Origin of the sequence: Qipengyuania sp. (assembly GCF_043423005.1) — a bacterium.
Classification (GTDB): Bacteria; Pseudomonadota; Alphaproteobacteria; order Sphingomonadales; family Sphingomonadaceae; genus Qipengyuania.
Genome location: NZ_JBHWMI010000059.1, coordinates 1 through 24,100, shown reverse-complemented (window position 1 = coordinate 24,100; position 24,100 = coordinate 1). Strand labels below are relative to the sequence as shown.

Sequence of the window (24,100 nt, the reverse complement as noted above, 5' to 3'; positions counted from 1 at the left end):
GGCTATATCTTCGCGCCATCCCGTGTGTGGCGTCGACGCAACTATGACCCGTTACCCGAAACTCAGCCAAGCCAGCGCGGCGGACCCGATGATGATGCGATACCAGCCGAAAGGCGAAAAACCGGCCTTGCTCACATAGGCGACGAACGCCCGGATCACGATCAGTGCGACGACGAAGCTGACGAGAAACCCGATCGCGATCTCGTCCCAGCCGACCCGCGACGTGCCCGAGGCCATCGTGTCCCAGTTTGTCGTCAGTTCGAGGAAGCTTGCCCCGATCATCGTCGGCACGGCGAGGAAGAACGAAAATTCGGCCGCGGTCTTGCGGTTCACCCCCATCGCCAGGGCGCCCATGATCGTCGCACCCGACCGGCTGACCCCGGGGACCAGCGCCAGGCATTGGGCAAACCCTACGCTGAGCACTTTCTTGAGCGGTAGATCGGCGACGCCGCTTTCATCCGTGGGATGAACGGCGCGTTCGATCAGGATGATGGCGATACCGCCCACTATCAGCGCCCACGGCACCACCGAAGGGCTGCCAAGCAGCATCTCGAATTGTTCATGCAAGGCGAAGCCGAGCGCGGCGCTGGGCAGGAAAGCAAGCAGGATGTTGCGCGCGAACATCAACCCCTCGCGTTCGCGCCGAAGCACACCGAGAAAGGCGCTCCAGAACGTCCCCCAGTATTGATAGACGACCGCCAGTATCGCCCCGAGCTGGATGACGACGTTGAACATCGCCCATTCGGCAGGCTCGGCCCCGATCAGTTCCGTTGCGAGGATGAGATGCCCGGTCGACGATACGGGGATGAACTCGGTCAGGCCCTCGACAATCCCGAGGATGATGGCGGTGATCCAGTCTGGCATGGAGCGGGTCCATGAAGAAAGGGCGGGACAAGTCAAGCGACCTGTCCCGCCCTGTTCGATCATGCGTCCGATCGCGACCGGACGAAACAGAGGTCCCTACCAGATGGTGATGCGCTGTTCCGGCGGCAGGTAGAGGTCATCGCCCGGCTTGACGTCGAACGCCTTGTACCAGGCATCCATATTGCGCACGACGCCGTTGACCCGGAACTCCTCGGGGCTGTGGGGATCGGTGGTCAGCCGTTGCCGGGCCGCCGCCTCGCGCTGCTGCGCGCGCCACACCTGGGCCCAGGCGAGGAAGAACCGCTGATCGCCGGTCAGCCCTTCGATCACCTTGTCCTCCTTGCCATCAAGCGACAGCTTGTAGGCGCGGTAGGCGAGGCTCAGCCCGCCGAGATCGCCGATGTTCTCGCCAAGCGTCAGTCGTCCGTTGACGCAGGTCTTGCCGTCATCGAGCGGGCAATAGGCGTTGTATTGCGCCACCAGCTGATTGCCGAGTTCGTCGAACGCCTTGCGATCGCTGTCCGTCCACCAGTTGCGCAGCATTCCGGTGGCATCCGACTTCGACCCCTGGTCGTCGAAGCCGTGGCCCATTTCGTGGCCGATGACGCCGCCGATCGCGCCGTAATTGACCGCCGGATCGGCACTCGCTCCGAAGAACGGCTGCTGGAGGATGGCGGCGGGGAAGACGATCTCGTTCTTGGTCGGGTTGTAATAGGCGTTGACGGTCTGCGGCAGCATGTACCACTCGGTCCGGTCGATCGGCTGGCCGAGCTTGGCGAGATTGTCGCGCCAGGCCCATTCGTTCGCCGCCATGCGATTGGCCAGCGGCTGGCCGGCAGCGACGACGAGCCCCGGGTAAGTCTCGAGATTGTCGCGGTAGCCGATCTTGGGATCGAAGCTGTCGAGCTTGGCAAGCGCCTGCTGCTTGGTCGCCTCGCCCATCCATTCGTTATCGTCGAGCGATGCGGCAAGCGCCTTGCGCAGATTGCCGACGAGTTCGCTCATCGCGGCCTTGTTGGCGGGCGGGAAGTAACGCTCGACATAGGACTTGCCGAGCAGTTCGCCGAGCAGTCCTTCGGTCTCGTCGGTGGCGCGCTTCCACCGCGGGCGCTGTTCGGGAGTGCCGTTCAGCAGCGTGCCGTAAAGCGCGAAGTTCGCCTCGTCGAAGCGGCGGGGAAGGGCAGCGGCATTGCTGCTCAAGAACCCCTTCGCGGTCCACGCCTGCAGCACCTCGATCGGAGTGTCCTGCACCAAGGCCATCAATGCCGGGAGCCCGCCGCCGATCTTGGACAGGGTTTCGGCATCGAGGCCAAGCTCTGCGGCGCGTTGCGGCGAGGGGGGAAGATCGCCGACGATCACCCGGTCAAGCGCGGGATAACCGGCCGACGACAGCATCGTTGCAAGCGGGAAGCCACCCGCCAGCCGCTGCAATTCCGCCGGGGTCAGCGCGTTATAGGTCAGATCGTCGTTGCGGCGCGTCGCGCGGTCCCATGCGACCTTGCGGGCGATGGTATCCTCGAAGGCATAGACCTTGCCGGCCAGCGCCTGCGGGTCGGCATAGCCTGCCTCGCCCAGGAGGAAGGCGAGATATTCGCGATACTTGGCCTGGATCTCGCGGCCTTTCTCGCTCTCGTCGAGATAATAGTCGCGGTCGGGCAGGCCGAGGCCACCGGAACCGGCATGGGCGGTGTAGCGGGTCGGCTCCTTCGCATCGACCTCGACATAGCTGTAGATCGGCGAGGAATAGCCAGGCTTGCCCCACAGCGCCGCCAGTTCGGCCAGCGTGTCGGCATCGCGGATCGCGGCGAGATAGGGCGTCGCCGGGGCAAGACCCGCCGCCTCGATCCGGTCGGTATCGAGGAAGGCGCCATAGGCATCCACGATCCGGCGTTCGTCATCGGTCAGCGCCGCGCGATCCTTGGCCAGCAGCTCGTCGATCACCGCCTTGACGTCGGCGGTCGATTTCTCGCGCAGGATATTGAACGCGCCGAAGCGGGCGAATTCCGGCGGCAGGGGGTTCGCATCGAGCCAGGTTTTGTTGGCATAGGCGAAGAAATCGTCGCCCGGGTCGATCGTCGTCGAAAGAGAGGAAGGATCGAACCCCCATTCGCCGAATTCCATGGTCGGCGTGGCGGGGGTCGCCTCGGTTGCGGCGGGGGCAGTCGGCGCCGTCTGGGCGGCGGCGGGAACAGCGAAAAGAAGTGCCAGCGTCGAAGCGCCGGCGGCGAGCATCGTCTTGGTCAAGCCCATTCTCCTTGGACGGGGCACCGGCCCGGCAGGGCTGAAGGGTGCCGTAACCGCCTGCCCCTAGCAGAACCGGTGCGAAAGTGTCGCGCTTCGTCGGCGGAACTTGGGGTTGGTCGATTTCCAGGGCAACGTCGAGGGGAGGGCGAGGAGGCCGTCAGGCAGCGCTCTCGCGCCCGAATTGCAGGGCGGCAAGCCGTGCATAAAGGCCGTCGCCGCCGCTCAGGCTGGCATGGGTGCCCTGTTCGACGATGCGGCCGTCGGCCATCACGATGATGCGGTCGGCCGCACGGATGGTCGCCAGCCGATGCGCGATGACCAGCGTGGTGCGATGCTCCATCAGCCGGTCGAGCGCGTCCTGCACCAGCCGCTCGCTTTCGGCATCGAGCGCGCTGGTCGCCTCGTCGAGCAGGAGGATCGGCGCATCGCGCAGCACCGCCCGGGCAATGGCGAGTCGCTGTTGCTGGCCGCCTGACAGCCGCGTTCCGCTTTCGCCGAGATAGGTGTCGAGCCCGTCTGGCAGGCGCTCGAGAAACTCCGCGGCATTGGCGGCACGGGCAGCGGCCCAGATTTCGTCCTCGCTGGCGTCCCAGCGGCCATAGCGCAGATTATCCCGCGCGCTGGCCGAGAACAGCACCCCGTCCTGCGGCACGAAGGCGATGCGTTCGCGGATCGCCGCCGGATCGACGCTGGCGAGGGGCACCCCATCGATGCGGACCGAGCCTGCCTGCGGATCGTAGAATCGTTCGGCCAGCTGGAAGATGGTCGACTTGCCGGCTCCCGAAGGGCCGACGATGGCGACCGTCTCGCCCGGTTCGACCTCGAGGTTGAAATCCTCCAGCGCTGGCTGGTCGAGCCGGTTGGGATAGCGGAAGGTGACATTGCGGAACGCCAGCCCTCCACGCGGCGGGCTTGGCAGGGCCAGCGGCCGGGCCGGGGGCGCGATTGCGGGCTGTTCGTCGAGCAGTTCGGACAGGCGGCTGGCGGCGCCCGCCCCGCGGAGCAGATCGCCCAGCACCTCGGTCAGCGCGCCGAAGGCTCCTGCCGCGATCACTCCGGCAAAGACGAAGGCACCGATCGTGCCGCCGGTGATCTCGCCCTGCTGGACGAGGTTCGCGCCCCGCCACAGCAGTACGACGATCGCCCCGAAGATCAGCGTGATGACGAGCGCGGTCATGATCGCGCGGATGAGGATGCGCTGGCGGGCGGTATCGAAGGTCCGCTCCACCGCGGCAGAGAACCGCTCGCCCTCGCGCCGTTCCTGGTTGAATGCCTGGACGATCTTCATGCCCGAGAGAACTTCGGTCACCATCGCGCCGACATCGGCCACCCGGTCCTGACTGGTCCGGCTGATCGCGCGCAGCCGCGATCCGAACAGGGCGATCGGCAGGATCACCAGCGGAATGCCGATCACCAGATATTGCGCCAGCTGGGGGGCGAGCCAGAAGAGATAGGCCGTGGCGAAGATCGCCATGATGATGTTGCGCAGCGCCACCGACAGGGTGGTGCCGACGACGGTCTCGATGATCGCGGTATCCGCGGTCATCCGGCTGGAGATCTCCCGCGGACTGTTCTCCTCGAAGAACGAGGGCGACAGGCGCAGGAGGTTGGCATGCACCTGGCGGCGGATGTCGGCAACCACCCGCTCGCCCAGCCAGCTGACGAAATAGAACCGCAGCGCGGTGAACCCGCCGAGCAGGGCGACCAGTAGCAGGAGATAGCGGAACCAGCGCCCGATATCGGCCCCGCCGTCCGCGCCGAAGCCGCGATCGATGATCAGCTTGAGTGCGCTGGGCACCGCCAGCGAGGTGATCAGCGCGGTGACCAGCAGCGCGATCCCGGCGAGCGTCAGCTGCACGGGATAGGCGCGGGCCGAACGCCAGATCATGCCGAGCGGCCGGAGCGAACGCGGCTGCGCCTCGCCGCTGGTTCCGCGAATGCGCTCGAACAGCGTTGCACCGCGCCGGCCGGCCGGTTCTGACTCACCTTCGCTCATGCCGCATCGCCTAGCCAGACCGGGGGATGAAATCCACCGGCGCCTTGTGGTTTTGCGGCACATCCTGCCTATTTGTGCATTGCACAAGGTTGAGTTCCGGCAATTTACGCTGCGGCGCGCGCCACCGATCGCGGGCACCGGCGCTGACAGGATATGACGATGCTATATCACGCTTACGAATTGCAGCGCAGCTGGCTTGCCGGGGCCAGTGCCATGGCCTCGATCGGGGCGGAGGTGTTGTCGCGCTCGGCCCTGCCGATGGGGGCACTCGGCTTCGGTTCCGCCGCGGCTTCGGCGCTGGAGGTCTTCGCCCATGCCGCCGCCCCGCGCGGCAAGCCGGCCTGGAACATCGATACCGTGCTGGTCGCAGGCGGACGGCACGCAGTGGAAGAGGCGACCGTCGTCAACCGTCCGTTCGGCGATCTCAAGCGCTTCACCCGCGAGGGTTTGCCTGACGATGCGCCGCGGGTGCTGATCGTCGCCCCGATGAGCGGCCACTATGCCACCTTGCTGCGCGGCACGGTGGAACGCATGGTCCACCATAACGTCGTATTCGTGACCGACTGGGCGGATGCGCGCAACGTGCCCCTGTCCGAGGGGCATTTCGATCTCGACGACTACATCGACTACGTCATCGGCTATTTCGAACATATCGGGCCGGGCGCGCATGGCATCGCGGTATGCCAGCCTTCGGTTCCGGTATTCGCCGCAACCGCGATCATGAACCGCGACGATCATCCCTGCGCCCCGAAAACCCTGACCATGATGGGCGGACCGATCGACACGCGCTGTTCGCCCACCACGGTCAACGATCTGGCGATGGAGCGCCCGATCGAGTGGTTCCGTCACAATGTCATCGCGACCGTGCCGATGCAGTATCGCGGGGCCGGACGGAAGGTGTATCCCGGGTTCATGCAGCTGGCCGGGTTCATGAGCATGAACCTCACCAACCACCTGATGAGCCATTACGAGATGTTCAAGCATCTCACCCTTGGCGACGATGAAAGCGCGCAGGCGACGAAGGATTTCTATGACGAGTATCGCAGCGTCTGCGACATGACGGCGGAGTTCTATCTTCAGACGGTCGAGGAAGTTTTCCAGAACCATGCGATCCCCAACGGCACGTTCCTCCACCGGGGCAAGCGGATCGATCTGGGCGATATCACCCGGACCGCCCTGCTCGCCATCGAGGGCGAACGCGACGATATCTCGGGCATCGGCCAGACGCGCGCGGCGCTGGAGCTGACCCCCAATCTCGCCGCTTCCAAGAAACGCTATTATCTGGCCGAAGGAGCCGGCCATTACGGCATCTTCAACGGCAGCAAGTGGCGTGCGCGGATCGCGCCGGTGGTGGAAGAGTTCATCGCCGCCCACGGCGACCGCGCCTCTGCCTCGGACTGACCCCTGTCACAGGATGCTGGCGGAACTTCTCGCCGTCTCTCGCCTTCCCAAAGTGTGCGGTTGCCGACCGGTCCCTCCGGATCGGGGCACCGCGAGAGGAGACAGACAAATGTCCGCACCCGAAAATCTCGAAGATTGCTACGCCGGCGAGCTGGCCGACCTGTGGTCTGCCAATGACCAGATGGAAAAGGTCGTCAAGGAACTGGCCAGCGTGGCAAGCGACGACAAATTGAAGCAGAAGCTCGAGAAAGCGACCGAGGGCATCGCCAAGCATACCAAGACGATCAAGGCGCTGCTCGATGAAATGGGCGAGAGCGAGAAGGAACATTGCAAAGGCATGGAGGGCCTCGTCAAGGAAGCCCGCAAGCACGCCATCGAAGAAGACATTCAGGACGATGACGTGCGCGATGTCGTGATCGTCGCGCAGTATCAGCGCATGTGCCACTACGGTATCTGCGGCTTCGGCACCTCGAAGGCCTTTGCCGAGGCGCTGGGCAAGAAGGATCACGTCAAGAAACTCGACGAGATCACCGCCTCGATCTACGACGCGGACGAGAACATGTCGGACCTTGCCGAACGCAGCGTCAACCTCGCGGCGAAGTAAGGCGAAGCGCGCGGGGCGGCGGGCCGGCGATGCGCTGCCCGCCGCCCTGCCGTATCCTGTTTAACGCAGCCGCGCCGCGTGCCAAGCGACGTGTTCGCCCATGAAGGTCGAGATGAAGTAATAGGAGTGGTCGTACCCCTCCCACATGCGGATCTCGGGTTGCATCCCCGCCTTGGCGCAGGCCATCGACAGCAGGCCCGGTTTCAGCTGTTCTTCGAGGAACTGGTCGGCTGTGCCCTGGTCGACCAGGAGGTGATCGAGCCGCGCTCCATCCTCGATCAGGGCTACTGCATCATAGGCGCGCCATGCCGTCCGGTCCTCGCCCAGATAACGGCTGAACGCCTTTTCCCCCCACGGCACCTGCGACGGCGCGACGATCGGCGAAAATGCGCTGACCGAGCGGAAACGGCCCGGATTGCGCAGCGCCATCGTCAACGCGCCGTGCCCGCCCATCGAATGCCCCGTTATCGCCTGACGGGTCTGGCTGACCGGAAACTCCGCCGCGATGAGGGCGGGCAGTTCGTCCTCGAGATAGGTACGCATCCGGTAATTGGCCGACCAGGGGTCCTGCGTCGCATCGAGATACATGCCCGCACCCTTGCCGAAATCATATTCGTCCGGCGCATCCGGCACGTCCGCCCCGCGGGGCGAGGTGTCCGGCGCCACGAGGACGATCCCGTGCTCGGCACAGGCCGCGCGATATTCGCCCTTCTCGGTGACATTGGCATGGGTGCAGGTAAGGCCCGAGAGATACCACAGGACGGGGAGCCGTTCCTCCGGACGATGGGGCGGGACATAGACCGACAGCGTCATGTCCGTGCCGGTGCTGGCCGAGGCGTGGGAACAGACATACTGCGTGCCGCCGTACGCCTTGTTCTGCGAAAGATATTCGAACTGCATCCCGGCCCCATGATGCAAAGGGCGCAGCCGGCCAAGGACCGCTGCGCCCGGATCACCCCGGGGCGGGATGGCTCGTGCCGGTTCCGGGATCAGCCCGGGCGGTGCATCGCGCAGATCTTGTTGCCGGCGGGATCGCGCAGGTAGGCCAGATAAAGCTTCATGCCCGCGCCTTCGCGAATGCCTGGCGGATCCTCGATCGCGGTGCCGCCATGCTCGAGCCCGGCCTTGTGCCAGGCGTCGGCCATTTCGGGACTGGAGGCGGCGAAACCGATGGTCGATCCGTTGCCGCAACTCGCCGGACCGCCGTCGATCGGCTTGGTCAGGATGAAGATGCCGCCGTTGTGGAGGTAGATGACCCGGCCCAGCGGATCGATCTGTCCCTCGCGCCCGCCGAGCGCCTTGATGCAGGCATCGTAGAAGGTCTTGGACGCCTCGATATCGTCCGCTCCGAGCATGACATGGCTGAACATGGCTTCCTGTTCTCCTCTCTCGTGTGTTGATGGATCAGTCGTAGACGACGACGCTGCGGATGCTTTCGCCGGAATGCATCAGGTCGAACCCCTTGTTGATCTCGTCCAGCGTCAGGACGTGGGTGATCATCGGGTCGATCTGGATCTTGCCGTCCATGTACCAGTCGACGATTTTGGGCACGTCGGTACGTCCTTTCGCGCCCCCGAACGCGGTGCCGCGCCAGTTGCGCCCGGTAACCAGCTGGAACGGACGGGTGGCGATCTCCTTGCCCGCTTCGGCCACGCCGATGATGATCGAGGTTCCCCAGCCCTTGTGGCAGCATTCGAGCGCCTGGCGCATGACCTCGGTGTTGCCAGTGCAGTCGAAGCTGTAGTCCGCCCCGCCGTCGAGCATGGCGACGAGGGTTGCCACCACGTCGTCGACCTCGCGCGGGTTGACGAAGTCGGTCATGCCGAAATGCTCGCCCCAGCTCTTGCGCTCGGGATTGATGTCGACCCCGACGATGCGGTCCGCGCCCGACATCTTCGCGCCCTGCACCACGTTGAGGCCGATTCCGCCGAGCCCGAAGACCACCACCTTGTCCCCCGGCGCGATCTTCGCGGTGTTGACCGCCGCGCCCACCCCGGTCGTCACTCCGCAGCCGATATAGCAGGCGGTGTGGAACGGCGCGTCCTCGCGGATTTTCGCGACCGCGATTTCCGGCAGGACGGTGAAGTTCGAGAAGGTCGAGCAGCCCATGTAATGGTAGATCGGCTGGCCGCGATAGCTGAACCGGGTGGTCCCGTCGGGCATCAAGCCCTTGCCCTGCGTCTCGCGGATGGCGCTGCACAGATTGGTCTTGCCCGAGAGGCACATTTTGCACTGGCGGCATTCAGGGGTGTAGAGCGGGATGACGTGATCGCCGGGCGCCACGCTGGTCACCCCGGCGCCAACTTCGCGCACGATTCCGGCGCCTTCATGGCCGAGGATGGAGGGGAAGATGCCCTCGCTGTCGTGCCCTTCCAGCGTATAGGCGTCGGTATGGCAGATGCCGGTCGCCTTGATCTCCACCAGCACTTCGCCCGCCTTGGGTCCTTCGAGGTCGAGTTCGACGATCTCGAGCGGCTGGTTCGCGGCAAAGGCAACGGCGGCGCGGGTCTTCATGCACGAATCTCCTCTGCCAAATGCGGTAGGGGCGGGCGGCACGGCTCGCAAGCGAGGGTTGCGACGGGTTCAGGTAAAGCGCGATAGGGGCGTGGCGATGATCACATTCCTGTTTTTCGCTGCCGCCCTCGCCCCGCCTGTGAGCCCCATCGCCGTTCAGGATACTGCGCCGCCGGCAGGCGCACTGGCCGAGTGGCCCATCCGCCAGCAGGCCGCCCTGCGCTGTGCGGTGGCGGTCGCGCTCGCTGCCGAGCAGCAGAAGGCCGGCACCGGGTCGCCGGCGGACTGGCCCGATCTTGCCGCTGACAACCGCGGCCGCGAATTCTTCGTCCGCACGATGGCGCAGCTGATGGATGAAACCGGCGCAACCCGCGAGCAGATCGCAGACCGCGCCCGCGCCGAGGCGCAGGATCTGCAAACCGGGGGACGGCTGATCGAAGTGATGCCGGCATGCCTGTTGATGCTTCAGGCATCCGGGCTGTAAGACATTGGCGCTCAAGGAAGGACTGATGATGCCACGGACCGTTCCCATATCGCTGGTGCTTGGTGCCTTCTGTTTGCCGACCGCCGCGCTGGCGCAGGATCAGGAGACAGACCGAATGCCCGCGCCCGAGGTTTCCGCCTCGATCAAGGCGCACCTGTCCGACCCTGCGCGTCAGGCGCAGCTTGCGCGGACCCTTCGGGTGCTGGGCGAAGTGATGCTCGACCTGCCCCTTGCGCCCCTGGCCGATGCGGCGGCGCAGATCGCCGGGGAGGATGGGCCCGCCATTCCTCCGGGCACTACCCTGCGCAGCATGGCACCCGAAGCCTCGCGCCTGCCCGAACTGGCCGAGCGCGCCACCCCCCGCGCTCTGGACGCGCTGGCGGCGCTCGCCGAAACGCTCGACGCGATGGCGCCGGCGCTGCGCGACCTTTCGGCCCAGCTCGAGGATACCGCGCCCCCGCCGCCACGCTGAGGGGCAAAACGCGCGGATTTACAGGCACTCCCGGTGGACGGGGACGCAGGCATGGGGCATGAGGGGCGCTGCATGTGGCAGCTCCACCAGTTTCCCCTCTGTCCGTTCAGCCGCAAGGTTCGCCTCCAGCTTGCGGAGAAGGCCGTCGCCTATGATCTCGTCCGCGAAAATCCGTGGGAGGGTCGCGACGAATTATGGCAGATCAATCCTGCCGGCCGTACCCCGGTGCTGCGGGACAGCGCGCGCGGATCGGTGCTGGCGGACAGCCGGGCAATCTGCGAATATTTCGAAGAAACCATCGAGCGGACGCCGCTGATTGCAGGCACTGCCTTGCAACGCGCCGAAACCCGCCGTCTGGTCGCCCTGTTCGACGAGAACCTCTATCGCGACGTGACCGAGCCGGTGATGCACGAAAAGCTGATGAAGCGGCTGATCCTGCGCCAGCCGCCCGATGGCCAGACCCTGCGCCGGGCGGGCAAGCTGCTTCACGGGCATCTCGATTATATCGACTGGCTGGTCGACACCCGCCAGTGGCTCGCCGGGCCGACGCTGAGCCTCGCCGACCTCGCCTGTGCGGCGCATCTTTCGGTCATCGACTATCTCGGCGCGATGGACTGGTCGGGGCACGAACAGGCCAAAGGCTGGTACATGGTCATGAAAAGCCGGCCCAGCTTCCGCCCCCTGCTGGGCGAGAAGATGGACGGCTTGCCGGCCGCGCGGGAATACGCGACGCTGGATTTGTAGGGAGTGAGAGGACGTCATCCCAGTGCAAGCTGGCATGATGGATAGCATCCCTCACCGCTGGCAAACCCCGCAGAACCATGTGCTGCGCCCGCCCTGGACAATGCGCTTGACGATCCCGCCGTCCTCGCGGTGGCACGTGCCGCCTTCGCGGGCGTAGACGTGGAAGGATTTGGCGAAGTAGCCCAATTCGCCATCGGGGCGGGCGAAGTCGCGCAGGGTCGAGCCCCCCTCGCGGATCGATTGCTCGAGCACGTTGCGGATAGCCGGGATCAGGCGGACAAGCTGCGGCATCGTCACCTTGCCGCCGGCCTTGCGCGGGTTGATGCGGGCACGCCACAAGGCTTCGCAGACATAGATGTTGCCAAGGCCGGCGACGACCCTCTGATCGAGCAGCAGCAGCTTGATCGCCTGCTTGCGCCCCTTCGTCGCCGCGCGCAGGTGTTCGGCCGTCAGTTCGTCGCCCAAAGGTTCCGGACCGAGCGCCGCGAACGGCGGCCAGGCAGCCAGCGCCGCCTCCTCCAGCAGATCGACCGAGCCGAACCGCCGCGGATCGTTGAGGGCGAAACGGTGGCGTGCGGTCTCGAGCAGCAGGTGATCGTGCTTGTCCTCCGCATCCGGGTCGATCCGCCAGCGCCCGCTCATGCCGAGGTGGAAGACCAGTGCCCGCTCGCGGTCGGTGTGGACGATTCCGTATTTCGCCCGGCGCGAGAGCCCTGTCACCCGCGCGCCTGTCAATGCCTGCACGAGGTCGGGCGGAAACGGCCGACGCATGTCCGCGCGATTGACGGCCACGCGGGTAATGGTCTCTCCATCGAGGAAACGGGCGAGGCCGCGTACGGTCGTCTCGACTTCAGGTAGCTCGGGCATGGGAGTGCCTCTAACACCCTTTGCGCCCGCCTCAATTGCCCCTAAGGCCGGCGCCATGCCTGATACCGTCTCTTTCGGTTACGAAGATATCGACGCCGCGGAAAAGACCGGGCGCGTCGGCGCGATCTTCTCCAGCGTCGCCGCGCGCTATGACATCATGAACGACGCGATGAGCGGCGGGATGCATCGCCTGTGGAAGGACCGTTTCGTGCGCCGCGTGAAGCCGCAGGTGGACGAGGACATCCTCGACATGGCCGGCGGCACCGGGGACATCGCCTTCCGCCTCGCCGCGCGCGGGGCGCGGGTGACGGTGGCGGACATCAATCAGGAGATGCTCGACGTGGGCGTCGAACGGGCGATGGAGCGCGGGATCGACGGGTTGGTCTGGAGCCGGCAGAACGCCGAGACGCTGACATTCCCCTCGCGCAGCTTCGATGCCTACACCATCGCCTTCGGCATCCGCAATGTGACCCATATCGACAAGGCGCTGGCCGAGGCGCACCGCGTGCTGCGCTTCGGCGGGCGGTTCTTCTGCCTCGAGTTCTCGAATGTCGAATGGCCCGGGTTCAAGGAAGCCTACGACCTCTATTCCCACAAGGTCGTGCCGCAGATCGGCAAGGCCATCGCCGGCGACGAGGACAGCTATCGCTATCTCATCGAATCGATCCGCCGGTTTCCAGACATGCCGGGCTTCGAGGCGATGATCCGCAAGGCCGGCTTCAGCAATACGCGGGTCGAACCGATCATGGGCGGGCTGGTCGCCATTCATTCGGGATGGAAAGTCTGACCGAGTGACCCGACCGGCCACGCATATCTGGCGCCTGTTCAAATGGGGCCGCACCCTGGCGCGTCACGGGGCGCTGCGCGGGATCGAGCGCGATCCCAATACGCCGCTGCCGGTCAAGCGGCTGGCCCGTCTGGCGCGGATCGGCACCATCCAGCCGGCCGTGCCCGATTACGCCGGCGCTTTTCGCGATATCGGTCCTGCGGCGATCAAGCTCGGGCAGACGCTGGCCACAAGGCCCGATCTGGTCGGCGAGGATGCGGCGCGCAATCTCCTCAGCCTGCAGGACAATCTGCCCCCCGTCGATTTCGCGCAGATCAGGGCCAGCATCGAGGCGAGCTTCGAACAGCCCATCGAGGCGCTGTGGGCCGAGTTCGACCCGGTGCCGATCGGCGCCGCTTCGATCGCGCAGGTCCACCGCGCGGTCACGACCGATGGGCGCAAGGTCGCGGTAAAGGTGCTGCGTCCCGGCGTGCGCGAACGTTTCGCGCGCGACATCGAAACCTACGAATGGGCGGCGGCGCAGCTCGAAAGCTTCGGCGGCGAGGCGGCCCGCCTGCGCCCGCGGCTCACCATCGCCAATTTCAAGCGCTGGACCCTGCGCGAACTCGACCTGCGACGCGAAGCCGCGTCGGCGTCGGAACTGGCCGAACACATGGCGGGCACCGCCGGGTACGAAGTGCCGGGGATCGATTGGGATCGCACCAACGGCCGCGTCCTGACGGTGGACTGGATCGACGGGATCAAGATCTCCGATACCGAAAGCCTGCGCGCCGCCGGCCACGACATGCACGAACTGGCCGGCCGGCTGGTGCTTGCCTTCCTCAAGCAGGCGATCGCGGCGGGCTTCTTCCACGCCGATATGCATCAGGGCAATCTGTTCGTGCGGGCCGACGGCACCATCGTCGCGATCGATTTCGGGATCATGGGCCGGATCGACCGGCGCGCGCGGATGTGGCTCGCCGAAATCCTCTACGGCCTGACCACCGGCAATTACCGCCGGGTCGCCGAGATCCATTTCGAGGCGCAATACGTGCCCAGCTATCACAACGTCGACGAGTTTGCGACCGCGCTGCGGGCCGTGGGCGAGCCGATGCGCGGCAAGCCGGTCAGCGAACTCAGCGTCGGCCAGATGCTCGACGGGCTGTTCGCCATCACCCGCGATTTCGACATGCAGACCCAGCCCCACCTGCTGCTGCTGCAGAAGACGATGGTGATGGTCGAAGGGATTGCCACCCAGCTCGATCCTGCAATCAACATGTGGGACGTGTCCGCGCCCTATGTGCGTAACTGGATCCGCGGCGAACTGGGGCCCGAGGCGGCGCTGGCCGATCGCCTGCGCGAAGATACCCAGACGCTGCTGCGCATCCCGCAGCTGATCCGCCGTCTGGAAGAGCGCTACCCGCCCAAGGGTGGCGCGCCCGAGCAGCCGCCGCTGCCCGATATCGAGCTGCTGCGCGAGCGGCGCCCTTCGGGGGCGGCCCGCTATCTGGTCGCGGCGGCGGCGGGCGGGGCGCTGGTGTGGCTCGGCACCGCACTCGGCTGGCTTGCCTGACATCTGTTCGCGAACGGGCGGTCGCAAGCGGGCGTTTGCGAAATCTCAACCATCCCCTGTCATGCGAGGGTCGGCATGGCGCGCCTTTGCGCGCTGGCAATGACGGGCAGGGGGCGCTAGCAAGCGCATCGATGACGCAATGGGATTGCATTCGCCGATCAGTGTTAACCGTGCCTCACCACGCCGTGACGTGCGGGGCGGGGGCATGACCGGCCCACGCATCCTGCTGGTGATCGGCGGCGGCATCGCGGCCTACAAGTCGTGCGAGCTCGTCCGCTTGATCCGAAAGGCCGGCGGCGAAGTGACCTGCGTGCTGACCGAAGGGGGGCAGCAGTTCGTCACGCCGATGGCGCTCGCCGCGCTGAGCGAGAACAAGGTCTATACCTCGCTGTTCGATCTCAAGGACGAGGTTGAAATGGGGCATATCCGCCTCAGCCGCGAGGCGGACCTCATCGTCGTTTGCCCGGCCACCGCCGATCTGATGGCGAAGATGGCTGCCGGCATCGCCGACGATCTCGCGACGACCCTCATCCTCGCCACCGACAAACCTGTGCTGGCGGTGCCGGCGATGAACGTGCGCATGTGGGAGCATGAGGCGACCAGGCGCAATGCCGAATGGCTGCGTGAGGCGGGGGTAACGGTGGTCGAGCCCGACGAAGGGCCGATGGCCTGCGGCGAATTCGGCCCCGGCCGGCTTCCCGAACCGCCCGCGATCCTCGCCCGCATTGCCGAGCGGCTCGGCCTCGACATCGACTTGCCGGAAATGGCGCCGCCCGCCCCGCAGCTTGCCGGACCCCTGATGGAGCCGGCGCCGGCCGCCAGCCTCGACGAGCTGGCGCAGGAAGCGCTCGAGCCGGAGGAGCCGGATGACGGCAGCCCCGCAGCCGGCGGGCTCGGCAGTCTGCTCTCGGCCATCATTCCGCGCAGCACCCGGCGCCGCAGCCAGGCCGATATTGAAGAGGAGATGGCCGAAGAATGGGGCGGGGCCGAACCGCCGATGCTCGACGCCGCCGCGCTGGTCCAGCAGACGCCCTTCGATCCCTCGTTCGGGGGGCCACTGCTTGCGAAAAAGGGCGCTGCCGGCGCCGCCCCGCCGACCGATCCCGATGCGATCAATCACGAGGTCGCGCGGCAGGACATGCGCGCAATGCCGCAGCCGATCGGCGAGGCCGTGCTGCGGCAAGAGATCGACGCGGTGTCGGCTGCGGGCGACGATTTCGACGACGGCCCGCTGGCCGGGCAGGACGAGTTCGACCCCACGCCGGCGCATCGGCCGCTTTATGGCAAGCACGTGCTCGTCACCGCCGGGCCGACGTGGGAGCCGATCGATCCGGTACGCTATATCGCCAACCGGTCGAGCGGGAAGCAGGGCTTCGCCATTGCCGAAATGGCCGCGGCGGCAGGGGCGCGGGTGACGCTGGTCGCCGGGCCGGTTCATCTGCCGACGCCGCCGGGTGTCGACCGGATCGACGTGGAAACCGCCGACGACATGGCACAGGAAGTGCGCAACGCGCTGCCGGCCGATGCCGCCTTCATGGTGGCCGCCGTGGCCGACTGGAAAAGCCGCCATGTCGCGGCGGAAAAGATGAAAAAGCGCGGCAGCGCCCCGCCGGCGCTGATCCTGGCGGAAAATCCCGATATCCTCGCCGCCGTCGCCGCAGGGCGCAAACGTCCGCAGCTGCTGGTCGGCTTTGCCGCCGAAACCGAAAACGTGGTCGAAAACGCCAAGTCCAAGCGCAAGCGCAAGGGGGCGGACTGGATCATCGCCAACAATGTCGCAGGCGCGGCGGGCGAAAGCGTGATGGGCGGCGATTTCAACCAGGTGCACATCGTCACCGCGAAGGGCGTCGAAAGCCTGCCCGAGATGCCCAAGGAGGAGGTTGCGCGCGAACTGATCGACCGTGCGGCAGCGGCCTTGGCCGAAAGCTCCGACGACGAAGCCCATGGCTGAACCGGTCGGGGTTCGCATCCGCCGCCTCGCGCATGGCGCGGGTCTCGCTCTCCCGGCCTATGCCACGCCGGGCGCGGCGGGGATGGACGTGGTTGCCGCCGAAGCATGCGAAATCCTGCCGGGCGAGCGCCATGCGGTGGCCACGGGGTTCGCGCTGGCGATCCCGTCAGGTTACGAGATTCAGGTCCGCCCCCGTTCGGGGCTGGCGATGCGGCACGGCATCACGGTGCCCAATACACCGGGCACCATCGATTCCGATTATCGCGGAGAATTGAAGGTGCTCCTGATTAACCACGGCACCGAGCCCTTCGCGATCGCCCGGGGTGACCGGATCGCTCAGCTCGTCCTGGCGCCGGTAGTTCAGGCGCACTGGTCCGAAGTGGAGCAACTGGACGAGACCGGGCGGGGCGAGGGCGGCTTCGGTTCGACCGGGGGTCACGCGCTGCTGGGCTGACGGGCGGTCAGCCGAACAGGCCGACTGCCAGTTCCGCCCACGTCAGCAGGAACAGCGCGAGCGCGCCGGCAATCAGCAGGAACCGCCCGGGCGCGCTCATCGCGTTGCGCAAGGCAAGCTCGATCACCAGCCCCACCATCGCCAGCAGGGCCGCCATCACGGCGAAATCGCCCGGCCCCCAATCCATTCCGCGGGCGAAGGTCATCGCGATTGCCGGCAGGGCGATGATCACAGCAGCGGCGAGCCAGAAAACAAGGCGCACCCGGCGGGCGGTGGCGGCGGCAAGCGTGGACATCGTTACGCTCCTTCGCAAGGCATAGGGGACAAGGCGGAGCAGATAGCAAAATGGGCGGCCGTGCAAGGCCGCCCATTCGATGCTCCCGCCAAGGGAAGCAGCAAGTCGATTCTTCCCGCTCTAGCGGTCCTTTTCCGGCGCGATCGAAATGCGGACCGTCTCGCCCGAATTGCCGGGGAAGTCGGTGAACATCGCCTCGACCAGGTTGGGGACGAGATATTGCAGCCGGTTGGAGGTCGACAAGGCCTGCGCCTTGCCCTCGAACAGCCGTTCGCCGGTCCGCGCGCGATCGATCTTCATCGTTATCCCGCTGGAATAGACGGTGTAGCTGCGCACGTCGGGTGCGCCGAACCACGGATCGTAGAAGCCGTAGCCCCAGCTGCCGCCGAACCGGCTGCGCGGCCAGTAACCGAGGCCCCGCCGGCCGTAGAACGGGCCGTAACCGTACCACGGATCGTAGAACGGATCGCGGAACCCGGTCGTGCGGACGCGCTCGCGCCCGGTGTCGACCCCGTAGTCGAAGCGCACCAGCAGGGACGCGGCTTCCGGGGTGGCGGCACGGGCATAGCCAAGCCGCTGCATCTCGTCCTCGACGAGACGGGCATACTGCGAGAATTCCAGCCCGCCGGAGAGGGCCGGATCGTCGGCGACAATCGCAAAGGTTTCGCCCTGCGGGGCGGGAAGCTGAGTTTCGAACCGGGTAACGTCGGCACGAAACGGTGTTGCGCACGCCGCCAGCGACGCGAGCACGATGGGTACGCTGGCCAGCTTCAAAACGCGGCCCAGCCCCCTGTTGCGGTTAGTCATGGCACGGATCCTTTTCATGCGAGCATCAGTGACAGGATAGGCCGTGTGGCACGCAAATTGCACGGGCATTCTGCCAGCAGTGAGGCACGGCCTATCGCAGCGGCCGTGAACATGGATTGAATGCACAACTAGACAAATGTTGCCCGGCGGGCAGGAAGAAGCCCGTCAGCGACGCACCAGCCCCAGCGCGCGGTAAGCGTTTTCCAGGGTCGGCACCGCCAGTTCGCGCGCCCGATCTGCCCCGCTGGCAAGGATCGTGCCCAGTGCCGCCCGGTCGTCCAGCAGGCGCTGAAGCTCGGCGGAAATCGGGCGCAGGGTTTCGACCAGCGCCTCGCCCAGCGCCGTCTTGAACGGACCGAAGCCCTGCCCGCCGTGATCGATCAGCACCTGCTCGACACTGGCGCCGGTAATCGCGGCATGGATGGTGACGAGGTTCAGGGCCTCGGGCCGGCCGTCCAGGCCCGCCGGCTCGCTCGGCAAGGGGTCCGGATCGGTCTTGGCCTTGCGGATCTTCTTCATCACGGTTTCGGCATCGTCGGCCAGTTCGATCCGGCTCATGTCCGACGAATCGGACTTGCTCATCTTGGCGGACCCGTCGCGCAGGCTCATGATCCGGGCTGCGGCGGGCGGGGTGATCGCCTCGGGCAGGGTGAAGACCGGCGCATCCTCGGCGGCAAAGTCATTGTTAAACTTCTGCGCGATGTCGCGGGCGAACTCGAGATGCTGCGTCTGATCCTCGCCCACCGGCACATGGGTCGCCTGATACAGCAGGACGTCGGCTGCCTGCAGGACGGGATAGGTGAACAGGGCGACGGACTGGCCCTCGCGATTCTTGCCGGCCTTGTCCTTCCACTGGGTCATGCGGTTGAGCCAGCCCATCCGCGCGGTGCCCGACAGCAGCCATTGCAGCTCGGCATGCTGCGGCACCTGTGCCTGATTGAACAGGATCGAGCGAGCCGGATCGATGCCGCAGGCGACCAGTGCGGCCGCCATTTCCAGCGTGCCGGCGCGCAGCTGCGCCGGAACGTGCGGCATCGATATCGCATGAAGGTCGGCCAGGAAGAACAGGCACTGCGCATCGTCCTCCCCGCCCGCAGCGATCTCGTCCTGCATGCGTACCCAGTTGCGGATCGCGCCGAGATAATTGCCGAGGTGGAGGTTGCCGGTTGGCTGGATGCCGCTGACGACTCGCATGACGAAACAGATACTCGCTTATTCGGAAAGGTTGGGCGGGCCGGTGTCCGCAGGCACCGGTCGACGGCGGCGTAGCTGGGCGATGAGGTCCTTGTCGAGCGCACCGATCAGGAAAGCGACGGCGAAGAAGACGACCGCGCCGGCAAGGATCAGCCCCGAAAGCGACATGACCCGTTCCAGCGCATTGCCCCGCCAATAGGGTTCGAGCGCGGGCGTCAGCCACAGAAGCGCTGCCGACATCGCCGCGGTGGCGACGATCTGGCGTGCGATCCTGCCCGCCAGCTTGCCGGTGAAGTGGAACCAGCCGCGCAGCTGCAGGATGGTATAGAGCGTCAGCACGTTGAGCGTTGCGGTGAAGGCGGTCGCTCCGGCCAGCCCGACGATGCCGTAGCGCGGCACGACGTAGAAATTGAGCGCGATGTTGATCAGCAGCGCGCCGGCCGCGACCCACACCGGGGTGCGGGTATCCTCGCGGCTGAAGAAAGCGGGCTGAAACACCTTGATCAGAACGTAGGCCGGCAACCCGGCGACCAGCGCGATGACGATGGCGCCCATCAGGTCGGTATCGGCCGCGGTCATCCTGCCGCCCTGGAAGATCCCGGTCGAGAATGCCTCGGCACAGATCGCCAGCGCGGCTGCGCAGGGCAGGCACAGCAGCATCGCGATCTCGACCGCATTGGATTGCAGGCGCTGCGCCTCGCTGCGGTTGCCCGCCTGGATATGCCGGGCCAGCATCGGCAGGATCGCCGTGCCCAGCGCAATGCCGAAGACACCGAGCGGCATCTGGTTCAGCCGGTCAGCCAGCTTGAGCAGGGTCAGCGAGCCCTGCGGCAGGGAGGTGGCGAAGAAGGTGTCGACCAGCTGGCTGATCTGGTAGATTCCGGCCCCGAACGTGGCCGGCAGGATCAGCATGCCCAGCCGCTTGACCTCGGGCGTGAAGCGCGGGCGGGTGAACTTGAGGTGGACCCCGGCGCGGCGCGTGGCCCAGGCCATGTAGGCCAGCTGGGCGATACCGGCGAAGGCGAGGCTGATCGCGAGCGCCCAGGCGACCAGACGGTCGTCCGCCCCCCCGGCATTCTCGCGCCAGTAATAGCCGGCGACGATACCCGCGATCATCACCAGATTGAGCAGCACCGGCACGAAGGCACCCGGCGCGAACCGGCTGCGGGCATTGAGGATGCCCGACAGCATCGCCACCATGCTGACCAGCGCGAGGTACGGAAAGGTGATGCGCGAGAGATTCGTGGCCAGCTCGAACTTGCCCGGCACCTGCTGGAACTCGCGCGCGAGCAGCCAGACGATCCCCGGCATCGCCAGCATGCAGATCGCCGAAAAGCCCAGCAGCACCCAGATGAAGACCGCCATCACATCGTTGGCGAACTGGTTGGCCGCCCCGTGATCCTCGCCATTCTCGCCCAGCCGGCGGGTGTACATCGGCACGAAGGCGACGCTGAACGCCCCCTCGGCGAACAGACGGCGGAATGTGTTCGGGAGAGTGAAGGCCAGCTGCCAGGCGTCCGCCGCCAGACCCGCGCCCAGCACGCGCGCGAGCAGCATGTCGCGCACGAAGCCGAACACACGGCTCAGAAGCGTGAGTCCGCCGATCGTGCCGACGTTCCTGACGAGGCTCATGGGCGGGGTGCTGCGCCCGGTGCGGCCATTGAGGTCAGGCGTTGCCGGCCGGCGGCTGATCGCCGTCGAGCTGCTGTTGCTGCGCCCGGGCGGCAAGCTGCTGCTGGTAAAGCTGGCCGAAGTCCATCGGGTCCAGCACCAGCGGCGGATAGCCGGCATCGCGCGTCGCCTCGGCGATCACCGCGCGGGCGAACGGGAACAGCATGCGCGGGGTTTCGGCATACTGGAACATGTGCGACGCCTCGTCCGGCACGTTGCGCAGGCCCACCAGCCCGCAATAGGACAGGTCGACGAGGTAAAGCGCGCCCTGCTCGCACTTGGCGTTGGCCGTGATCTTCAACTCGACCTCGAACACCTCCTCGTTGATGCGGTTGGAGGCGATGTTGACCTGAATGTCGACCTGCGGCTGATCCTGCCACTGATAGGAATGCGGCGCATTCGGGTTCTCGACCGAGAGATCCTTGACGTACTGGCTGATCATGCCCGCCGCCGGGCCGGTATCGGCGCCGTTGGGGCCGCCGGGATTGTTCTGCGTATCGTCGGAGAAGGGGCTGTGGCTCGCCATTGCGGGACTGGTCCTGTTGCAGATGAAGGGGCAGGAAAGCCGCGGCGGCGCCCGCCTGCGGCAATGAAATCGCTATCGCCGGCGCGCCTAGCATCGTCGATCGAAGGCCGCAATGCACAGTCGGGCGCGGCATTGCGGGTTTGTGTTTCCTTCCTATCTAAGGCAGATATGCGGGAACCGTGAGCTGAAACGCCGCGTAGCCGCGCTACGAAGCAGATTGGACGTGCCCCTGTGATCACTGAGATCGTCATCCTCGCCGCGATCGCCGCCTTTCTCGGGCTGCGCCTCTATGCCGTGCTCGGGCGGCGGTCGGAACATGAGGAAGAGGTCATTCCGCAGCGCTTCGAACGGCCGGAACAGGCGGGGCCGCTCGACGCCCCCGTGGCCGAACCGCGCGTCGTGCGTCAGCCGGCCCGGACACAGGCGCAGGCCGAACTTGGCGGTAACGCCAACGAAGCCGCGATCCGGGCCATTGCCGCGGTCGATCCGCGCTTCGACCTGTTGGGCTTCCTCGAAGGCGCGAAGGCGGCATACGGCATGATCCTCGAGGCGTTCTGGAAGGGCGACCGCGAAACCTTGCGCGACCTGACCGACGATGACGTCTACGAAGGCTTCGTCGGCGCGATCGACGAGCGCGAGGCGGCGGGCGAAACGCTCGACAATCGCCTGATCCGGATCGAGGATGCGGTGGTTCATTCCGCCGATCTCGACGGCAGGGTGGCGCGGATCGCGGTGCGCTTCACCGCCGATATTGCCGCCGTAACCCGCGATGCCGAAGGGACGGTCGTGGCCGGCTCGCTCGACGACGCGATCGAAAGCCGTGACGTGTGGACCTTCAGCCGCAATGTCGATGCGCGTGATCCCAACTGGGTGCTCGACGAAACCGACCAGGCCTGATCGGCTCCGGCGCGCGCGTCGGCCGCATCACGACGGACCATAGCGGGGGAGGGGCATGATGCGGCAACTGATCGCGGCACTGGCCTTGTTCGCCTTGTCCGCTTGTGCCGGGATGGTCCCCGGTGGACGCCCGCCGCTCGATACCGGTGCGGTGTCGCAGCCGCCCCCGCTCATTGCCGACAGCGCCATTGCCGCGGGCCTTGCGCCGGGCCCGCCGCTCTCCAGCCTCGCGCTGGGCGAAGGCGATGCGGCAGGCGCGCTGTCCGCCTTCACCGCCTCGTGCGACAAGATCCTGTTCCGCGACGATGCCAGCGGCCTTACCCGGCGGACCGACTGGCAGGCGCCATGCGGTGCCGCGAGGTCCTGGACCAGGCCCGCCCGCGAATTCTTCGCAGCCCAGTTCGAGACCGCGATCGTGGGCGATGGTCAGGCGTTCGCGACGGGCTATTTCGAACCCGAGATCGCCGGCAGCAGGGTGCCGGCACCGGGCTATGCGGTGCCCGTCTATGCCATGCCGGCAGACTTGGTGCGCGGCTGGCCTGACGATATTCCCGTGGCCGAACGGACCGGACGGCCCCCGCTTGGACGGCTCGATTCCGCAGGCCGGTTCGTTCCCTATTTTGAGCGTTCCGAGATCGAGGCAGGCGCGCTTGCGGGGCGCGGTCTGGAGATTGCCTGGGCGGCCGACCCGATCGAGTTCTTCTTCCTCCAGATCCAGGGTTCGGGCCTCCTGCGCCTGCCCGATGGAACGCGGATGCGGATCGGCTATGCCGGCCAGAACGGCCGCGAATACGTCGGCATCGGCGCGGTGATGCGCGAACGCGGCCTGATCGGCGACGGGCCGGGGCAATATCCCGGTTCGATGCAGGGCATTATCCGCTACCTGCGCGAACATCCTGAAGAGGGCGCGGAACTGATGCGGCTCAACAAGAGCTGGATCTTCTTTCGCGAGCTGACCACGGACGGGCCGCTGGGATCGCTGGAGATTCCCGTGCGGCGGGGCGACAGCGTGGCGGTCGACCCGAAGTTCGTCCCCTACGGCGCACCGGTGGTGCTCGATCTCGACCGTGATGTCGCCGACGGGCTGTGGATCGCGCAGGACACCGGCGGCGCGATCAAGGGCGCCAACCGCTTCGACACCTTCTGGGGCAACGGGGACGACGCGCGCGAGATTGCCGGCGGGATGAGCGGGCGAGGGCGCGCGGTGCTGTTGTTGCCCAAGGGGACGCTGGCCCGGCTGCGCTCGCGATGAGCGCGCCGCGCGGCCTGACGCCGGCAGAAGCCGAGGCCTGGGATCGCCTTGCCGCCACAGTCACCCCGCTTGCGCCCGCGCGGCGCAGGCAGGCCATGGTGACGGCCGGATTGCGCGAAACGCCCCCGCCGGACGAGCCGTCGCCGCCCGAGCCGTCGCCCCGCGAACCGTCGCCGCCCTTTCGCCCGCGAACCGCGCGTCTGCGGCACTCGGCCCCGGTCTCCCCGCCACCGCGATCCCCGGCCGGCAATCTCGATTCGCATTGGGAACGGCGGATGAAGGGCGGCACCGTGATGCCGGACTTCACGCTCGACCTTCACGGACATACGCTGGGCAGCGCGCATGGCCGGCTCGATGCCGGGCTGGCGCAGGCGCGTGCGATGGGCGCTCGGGTGGTCCTGCTGATCGCCGGCAAACCGCGCCCGGTCGCCGCGGCGGATCGGGGCGAGCGGCGCGGGGCGATCCGGGCCAAGCTGCTCGACTGGCTGGCTGCCGGCCCCCATGCCTCGGCCATCGCCGACAAA

Annotated in this window: 24 protein-coding genes; 12 read left to right on the top strand and 12 right to left on the bottom strand. The window is 66.6% G+C overall.

Annotated features, from left to right (window positions below; all coding sequences use genetic code 11):
• Nucleotides 1-51 precede the first annotated feature (51 nt).
• From ACHFFA_RS09155 to ACHFFA_RS09145, 3 genes are all read right to left on the bottom strand, one after another.
• The gene (locus ACHFFA_RS09155) at nt 52-864 is read right to left on the bottom strand and encodes an undecaprenyl-diphosphate phosphatase (RefSeq protein WP_394270545.1); all 813 of its coding nucleotides are present in this window, start codon (nt 862-864) and stop codon (nt 52-54) included.
• Between the two features lie 96 nt (nt 865-960).
• A complete protein-coding gene (locus ACHFFA_RS09150; protein ID WP_394270544.1) occupies nt 961-3,114 on the bottom strand; it encodes a M13 family metallopeptidase in 2,154 nt (717 codons plus the stop codon).
• A gap of 151 nt (nt 3,115-3,265) precedes the next feature.
• A complete protein-coding gene (locus ACHFFA_RS09145) occupies nt 3,266-4,996 on the bottom strand; it encodes an ABC transporter transmembrane domain-containing protein (RefSeq protein WP_394270567.1) in 1,731 nt (576 codons plus the stop codon).
• Between the two features lie 267 nt (nt 4,997-5,263).
• On the opposite strand from ACHFFA_RS09145, the gene ACHFFA_RS09140 reads away from it, so the two are divergent.
• Both ACHFFA_RS09140 and ACHFFA_RS09135 read left to right on the top strand, forming a co-directional pair.
• On the top strand, nt 5,264-6,505 hold the full coding sequence (locus ACHFFA_RS09140; RefSeq protein ID WP_394270543.1) for a polyhydroxyalkanoate depolymerase: 1,242 nt from the start codon (nt 5,264-5,266) through the stop codon (nt 6,503-6,505).
• A 109-nt stretch (nt 6,506-6,614) separates the two neighbouring features.
• Nucleotides 6,615-7,109 (top strand): ferritin-like domain-containing protein, encoded by a 495-nt coding sequence (locus tag ACHFFA_RS09135; RefSeq protein ID WP_394270542.1) that lies wholly within the window; start codon nt 6,615-6,617, stop codon nt 7,107-7,109.
• Nucleotides 7,110-7,169: 60 nt separating this feature from the next.
• Here ACHFFA_RS09135 and fghA read toward each other — a convergent pair whose 3' ends face one another.
• From fghA to ACHFFA_RS09120, 3 genes are all read right to left on the bottom strand, one after another.
• Complete coding sequence (gene fghA, locus ACHFFA_RS09130) at nt 7,170-8,009, bottom strand: S-formylglutathione hydrolase (RefSeq protein ID WP_394270541.1); 840 nt, start codon at nt 8,007-8,009, stop codon at nt 7,170-7,172.
• Nucleotides 8,010-8,098: 89 nt separating this feature from the next.
• Nucleotides 8,099-8,479: a VOC family protein gene (locus ACHFFA_RS09125; RefSeq protein ID WP_394270540.1), complete on the bottom strand. Its 381-nt coding sequence runs from the start codon at nt 8,477-8,479 to the stop codon at nt 8,099-8,101.
• A 34-nt stretch (nt 8,480-8,513) separates the two neighbouring features.
• The gene (locus ACHFFA_RS09120; protein ID WP_394270539.1) at nt 8,514-9,623 is read right to left on the bottom strand and encodes an S-(hydroxymethyl)glutathione dehydrogenase/class III alcohol dehydrogenase; all 1,110 of its coding nucleotides are present in this window, start codon (nt 9,621-9,623) and stop codon (nt 8,514-8,516) included.
• A gap of 97 nt (nt 9,624-9,720) precedes the next feature.
• Between ACHFFA_RS09120 and ACHFFA_RS09115 the strand changes: the two genes are divergently transcribed.
• The 3 genes from ACHFFA_RS09115 (at nt 9,721) to ACHFFA_RS09105 (ending at nt 11,323) form a co-directional block, all read left to right on the top strand.
• Nucleotides 9,721-10,107: a hypothetical protein gene (locus ACHFFA_RS09115; protein WP_394270538.1), complete on the top strand. Its 387-nt coding sequence runs from the start codon at nt 9,721-9,723 to the stop codon at nt 10,105-10,107.
• 25 nt (nt 10,108-10,132) lie between these two features.
• The gene (locus tag ACHFFA_RS09110) at nt 10,133-10,579 is read left to right on the top strand and encodes a hypothetical protein (RefSeq protein ID WP_394270537.1); all 447 of its coding nucleotides are present in this window, start codon (nt 10,133-10,135) and stop codon (nt 10,577-10,579) included.
• Between the two features lie 72 nt (nt 10,580-10,651).
• Complete coding sequence (locus ACHFFA_RS09105; RefSeq protein ID WP_394270566.1) at nt 10,652-11,323, top strand: glutathione S-transferase family protein; 672 nt, start codon at nt 10,652-10,654, stop codon at nt 11,321-11,323.
• Between the two features lie 51 nt (nt 11,324-11,374).
• Here ACHFFA_RS09105 and mutM read toward each other — a convergent pair whose 3' ends face one another.
• The gene (gene mutM, locus ACHFFA_RS09100) at nt 11,375-12,190 is read right to left on the bottom strand and encodes a bifunctional DNA-formamidopyrimidine glycosylase/DNA-(apurinic or apyrimidinic site) lyase (protein WP_394270536.1); all 816 of its coding nucleotides are present in this window, start codon (nt 12,188-12,190) and stop codon (nt 11,375-11,377) included.
• Between the two features lie 55 nt (nt 12,191-12,245).
• Between mutM and ACHFFA_RS09095 the strand changes: the two genes are divergently transcribed.
• The 4 genes from ACHFFA_RS09095 (at nt 12,246) to dut (ending at nt 16,934) form a co-directional block, all read left to right on the top strand.
• A complete protein-coding gene (locus tag ACHFFA_RS09095) occupies nt 12,246-12,977 on the top strand; it encodes a class I SAM-dependent methyltransferase (protein WP_394270535.1) in 732 nt (243 codons plus the stop codon).
• Nucleotides 12,978-12,981: 4 nt separating this feature from the next.
• Nucleotides 12,982-14,529, top strand: coding sequence for a 2-polyprenylphenol 6-hydroxylase (ubiB, locus tag ACHFFA_RS09090; protein WP_394270534.1), 1,548 nt, complete (start codon nt 12,982-12,984; stop codon nt 14,527-14,529).
• A 205-nt stretch (nt 14,530-14,734) separates the two neighbouring features.
• A complete protein-coding gene (locus ACHFFA_RS09085; RefSeq protein ID WP_394270533.1) occupies nt 14,735-16,480 on the top strand; it encodes a bifunctional phosphopantothenoylcysteine decarboxylase/phosphopantothenate synthase in 1,746 nt (581 codons plus the stop codon).
• Nucleotides 16,473-16,934, top strand: coding sequence for a dUTP diphosphatase (dut, locus tag ACHFFA_RS09080; RefSeq protein WP_394270532.1), 462 nt, complete (start codon nt 16,473-16,475; stop codon nt 16,932-16,934). The genes ACHFFA_RS09085 and dut overlap by 8 nt, the downstream gene beginning before the upstream one ends.
• Nucleotides 16,935-16,941: 7 nt before the next feature.
• On the opposite strand, the gene ACHFFA_RS09075 is transcribed toward dut, so the two are convergent.
• The 5 genes from ACHFFA_RS09075 to secB all read right to left on the bottom strand — a co-directional run bounded on the left by ACHFFA_RS09075 (nt 16,942) and on the right by secB (nt 21,427).
• On the bottom strand, nt 16,942-17,229 hold the full coding sequence (locus tag ACHFFA_RS09075) for a hypothetical protein (protein ID WP_394270531.1): 288 nt from the start codon (nt 17,227-17,229) through the stop codon (nt 16,942-16,944).
• 120 nt (nt 17,230-17,349) lie between these two features.
• The gene (locus ACHFFA_RS09070) at nt 17,350-18,036 is read right to left on the bottom strand and encodes a DUF4136 domain-containing protein (protein ID WP_394270530.1); all 687 of its coding nucleotides are present in this window, start codon (nt 18,034-18,036) and stop codon (nt 17,350-17,352) included.
• A gap of 165 nt (nt 18,037-18,201) precedes the next feature.
• Entirely contained in the window at nt 18,202-19,230 is a 1,029-nt protein-coding gene (gene trpS, locus ACHFFA_RS09065; protein ID WP_394270529.1) for a tryptophan--tRNA ligase, read from the bottom strand.
• Nucleotides 19,231-19,248: 18 nt separating this feature from the next.
• On the bottom strand, nt 19,249-20,862 hold the full coding sequence (murJ, locus tag ACHFFA_RS09060; RefSeq protein WP_394270528.1) for a murein biosynthesis integral membrane protein MurJ: 1,614 nt from the start codon (nt 20,860-20,862) through the stop codon (nt 19,249-19,251).
• 34 nt (nt 20,863-20,896) lie between these two features.
• Nucleotides 20,897-21,427 carry a protein-export chaperone SecB gene (secB, locus tag ACHFFA_RS09055; RefSeq protein ID WP_394270527.1) on the bottom strand — a complete coding sequence of 177 codons (531 nt, stop codon included), beginning with the start codon at nt 21,425-21,427 and terminating at the stop codon, nt 20,897-20,899.
• 231 nt (nt 21,428-21,658) lie between these two features.
• Here secB and ACHFFA_RS09050 point away from each other — a divergent pair, with 231 nt between their 5' ends.
• From ACHFFA_RS09050 to ACHFFA_RS09040, 3 genes are all read left to right on the top strand, one after another.
• Nucleotides 21,659-22,324 (top strand): Tim44/TimA family putative adaptor protein, encoded by a 666-nt coding sequence (locus ACHFFA_RS09050; protein WP_394270526.1) that lies wholly within the window; start codon nt 21,659-21,661, stop codon nt 22,322-22,324.
• Nucleotides 22,325-22,379: 55 nt separating this feature from the next.
• The gene (locus ACHFFA_RS09045) at nt 22,380-23,576 is read left to right on the top strand and encodes a murein transglycosylase A (RefSeq protein WP_394270525.1); all 1,197 of its coding nucleotides are present in this window, start codon (nt 22,380-22,382) and stop codon (nt 23,574-23,576) included.
• On the top strand, nt 23,573-24,100 hold a 528-nt coding region (locus tag ACHFFA_RS09040; RefSeq protein ID WP_394270524.1), incomplete at its 3' end, for a Smr/MutS family protein. The genes ACHFFA_RS09045 and ACHFFA_RS09040, both read left to right, overlap by 4 nt.

Coding starts and splice junctions, on each gene's coding strand:
- ACHFFA_RS09155 (WP_394270545.1), bottom strand. CDS start 864: ATGCCAGACTGGATCACCGCCATCATCCTCGGGATTGTCGAGGGCCTG.
- ACHFFA_RS09150 (WP_394270544.1), bottom strand. CDS start 3,114: ATGGGCTTGACCAAGACGATGCTCGCCGCCGGCGCTTCGACGCTGGCA.
- ACHFFA_RS09145 (WP_394270567.1), bottom strand. CDS start 4,996: ATGATCTGGCGTTCGGCCCGCGCCTATCCCGTGCAGCTGACGCTCGCC.
- ACHFFA_RS09140 (WP_394270543.1), top strand. CDS start 5,264: ATGCTATATCACGCTTACGAATTGCAGCGCAGCTGGCTTGCCGGGGCC.
- ACHFFA_RS09135 (WP_394270542.1), top strand. CDS start 6,615: ATGTCCGCACCCGAAAATCTCGAAGATTGCTACGCCGGCGAGCTGGCC.
- fghA (WP_394270541.1), bottom strand. CDS start 8,009: ATGCAGTTCGAATATCTTTCGCAGAACAAGGCGTACGGCGGCACGCAG.
- ACHFFA_RS09125 (WP_394270540.1), bottom strand. CDS start 8,479: ATGTTCAGCCATGTCATGCTCGGAGCGGACGATATCGAGGCGTCCAAG.
- ACHFFA_RS09120 (WP_394270539.1), bottom strand. CDS start 9,623: ATGAAGACCCGCGCCGCCGTTGCCTTTGCCGCGAACCAGCCGCTCGAG.
- ACHFFA_RS09115 (WP_394270538.1), top strand. CDS start 9,721: ATGATCACATTCCTGTTTTTCGCTGCCGCCCTCGCCCCGCCTGTGAGC.
- ACHFFA_RS09110 (WP_394270537.1), top strand. CDS start 10,133: ATGATGCCACGGACCGTTCCCATATCGCTGGTGCTTGGTGCCTTCTGT.
- ACHFFA_RS09105 (WP_394270566.1), top strand. CDS start 10,652: ATGTGGCAGCTCCACCAGTTTCCCCTCTGTCCGTTCAGCCGCAAGGTT.
- mutM (WP_394270536.1), bottom strand. CDS start 12,190: ATGCCCGAGCTACCTGAAGTCGAGACGACCGTACGCGGCCTCGCCCGT.
- ACHFFA_RS09095 (WP_394270535.1), top strand. CDS start 12,246: ATGCCTGATACCGTCTCTTTCGGTTACGAAGATATCGACGCCGCGGAA.
- ACHFFA_RS09085 (WP_394270533.1), top strand. CDS start 14,735: ATGACCGGCCCACGCATCCTGCTGGTGATCGGCGGCGGCATCGCGGCC.
- dut (WP_394270532.1), top strand. CDS start 16,473: ATGGCTGAACCGGTCGGGGTTCGCATCCGCCGCCTCGCGCATGGCGCG.
- ACHFFA_RS09075 (WP_394270531.1), bottom strand. CDS start 17,229: ATGTCCACGCTTGCCGCCGCCACCGCCCGCCGGGTGCGCCTTGTTTTC.
- ACHFFA_RS09070 (WP_394270530.1), bottom strand. CDS start 18,036: ATGACTAACCGCAACAGGGGGCTGGGCCGCGTTTTGAAGCTGGCCAGC.
- trpS (WP_394270529.1), bottom strand. CDS start 19,230: ATGCGAGTCGTCAGCGGCATCCAGCCAACCGGCAACCTCCACCTCGGC.
- murJ (WP_394270528.1), bottom strand. CDS start 20,862: ATGAGCCTCGTCAGGAACGTCGGCACGATCGGCGGACTCACGCTTCTG.
- secB (WP_394270527.1), bottom strand. CDS start 21,427: ATGGCGAGCCACAGCCCCTTCTCCGACGATACGCAGAACAATCCCGGC.
- ACHFFA_RS09045 (WP_394270525.1), top strand. CDS start 22,380: ATGATGCGGCAACTGATCGCGGCACTGGCCTTGTTCGCCTTGTCCGCT.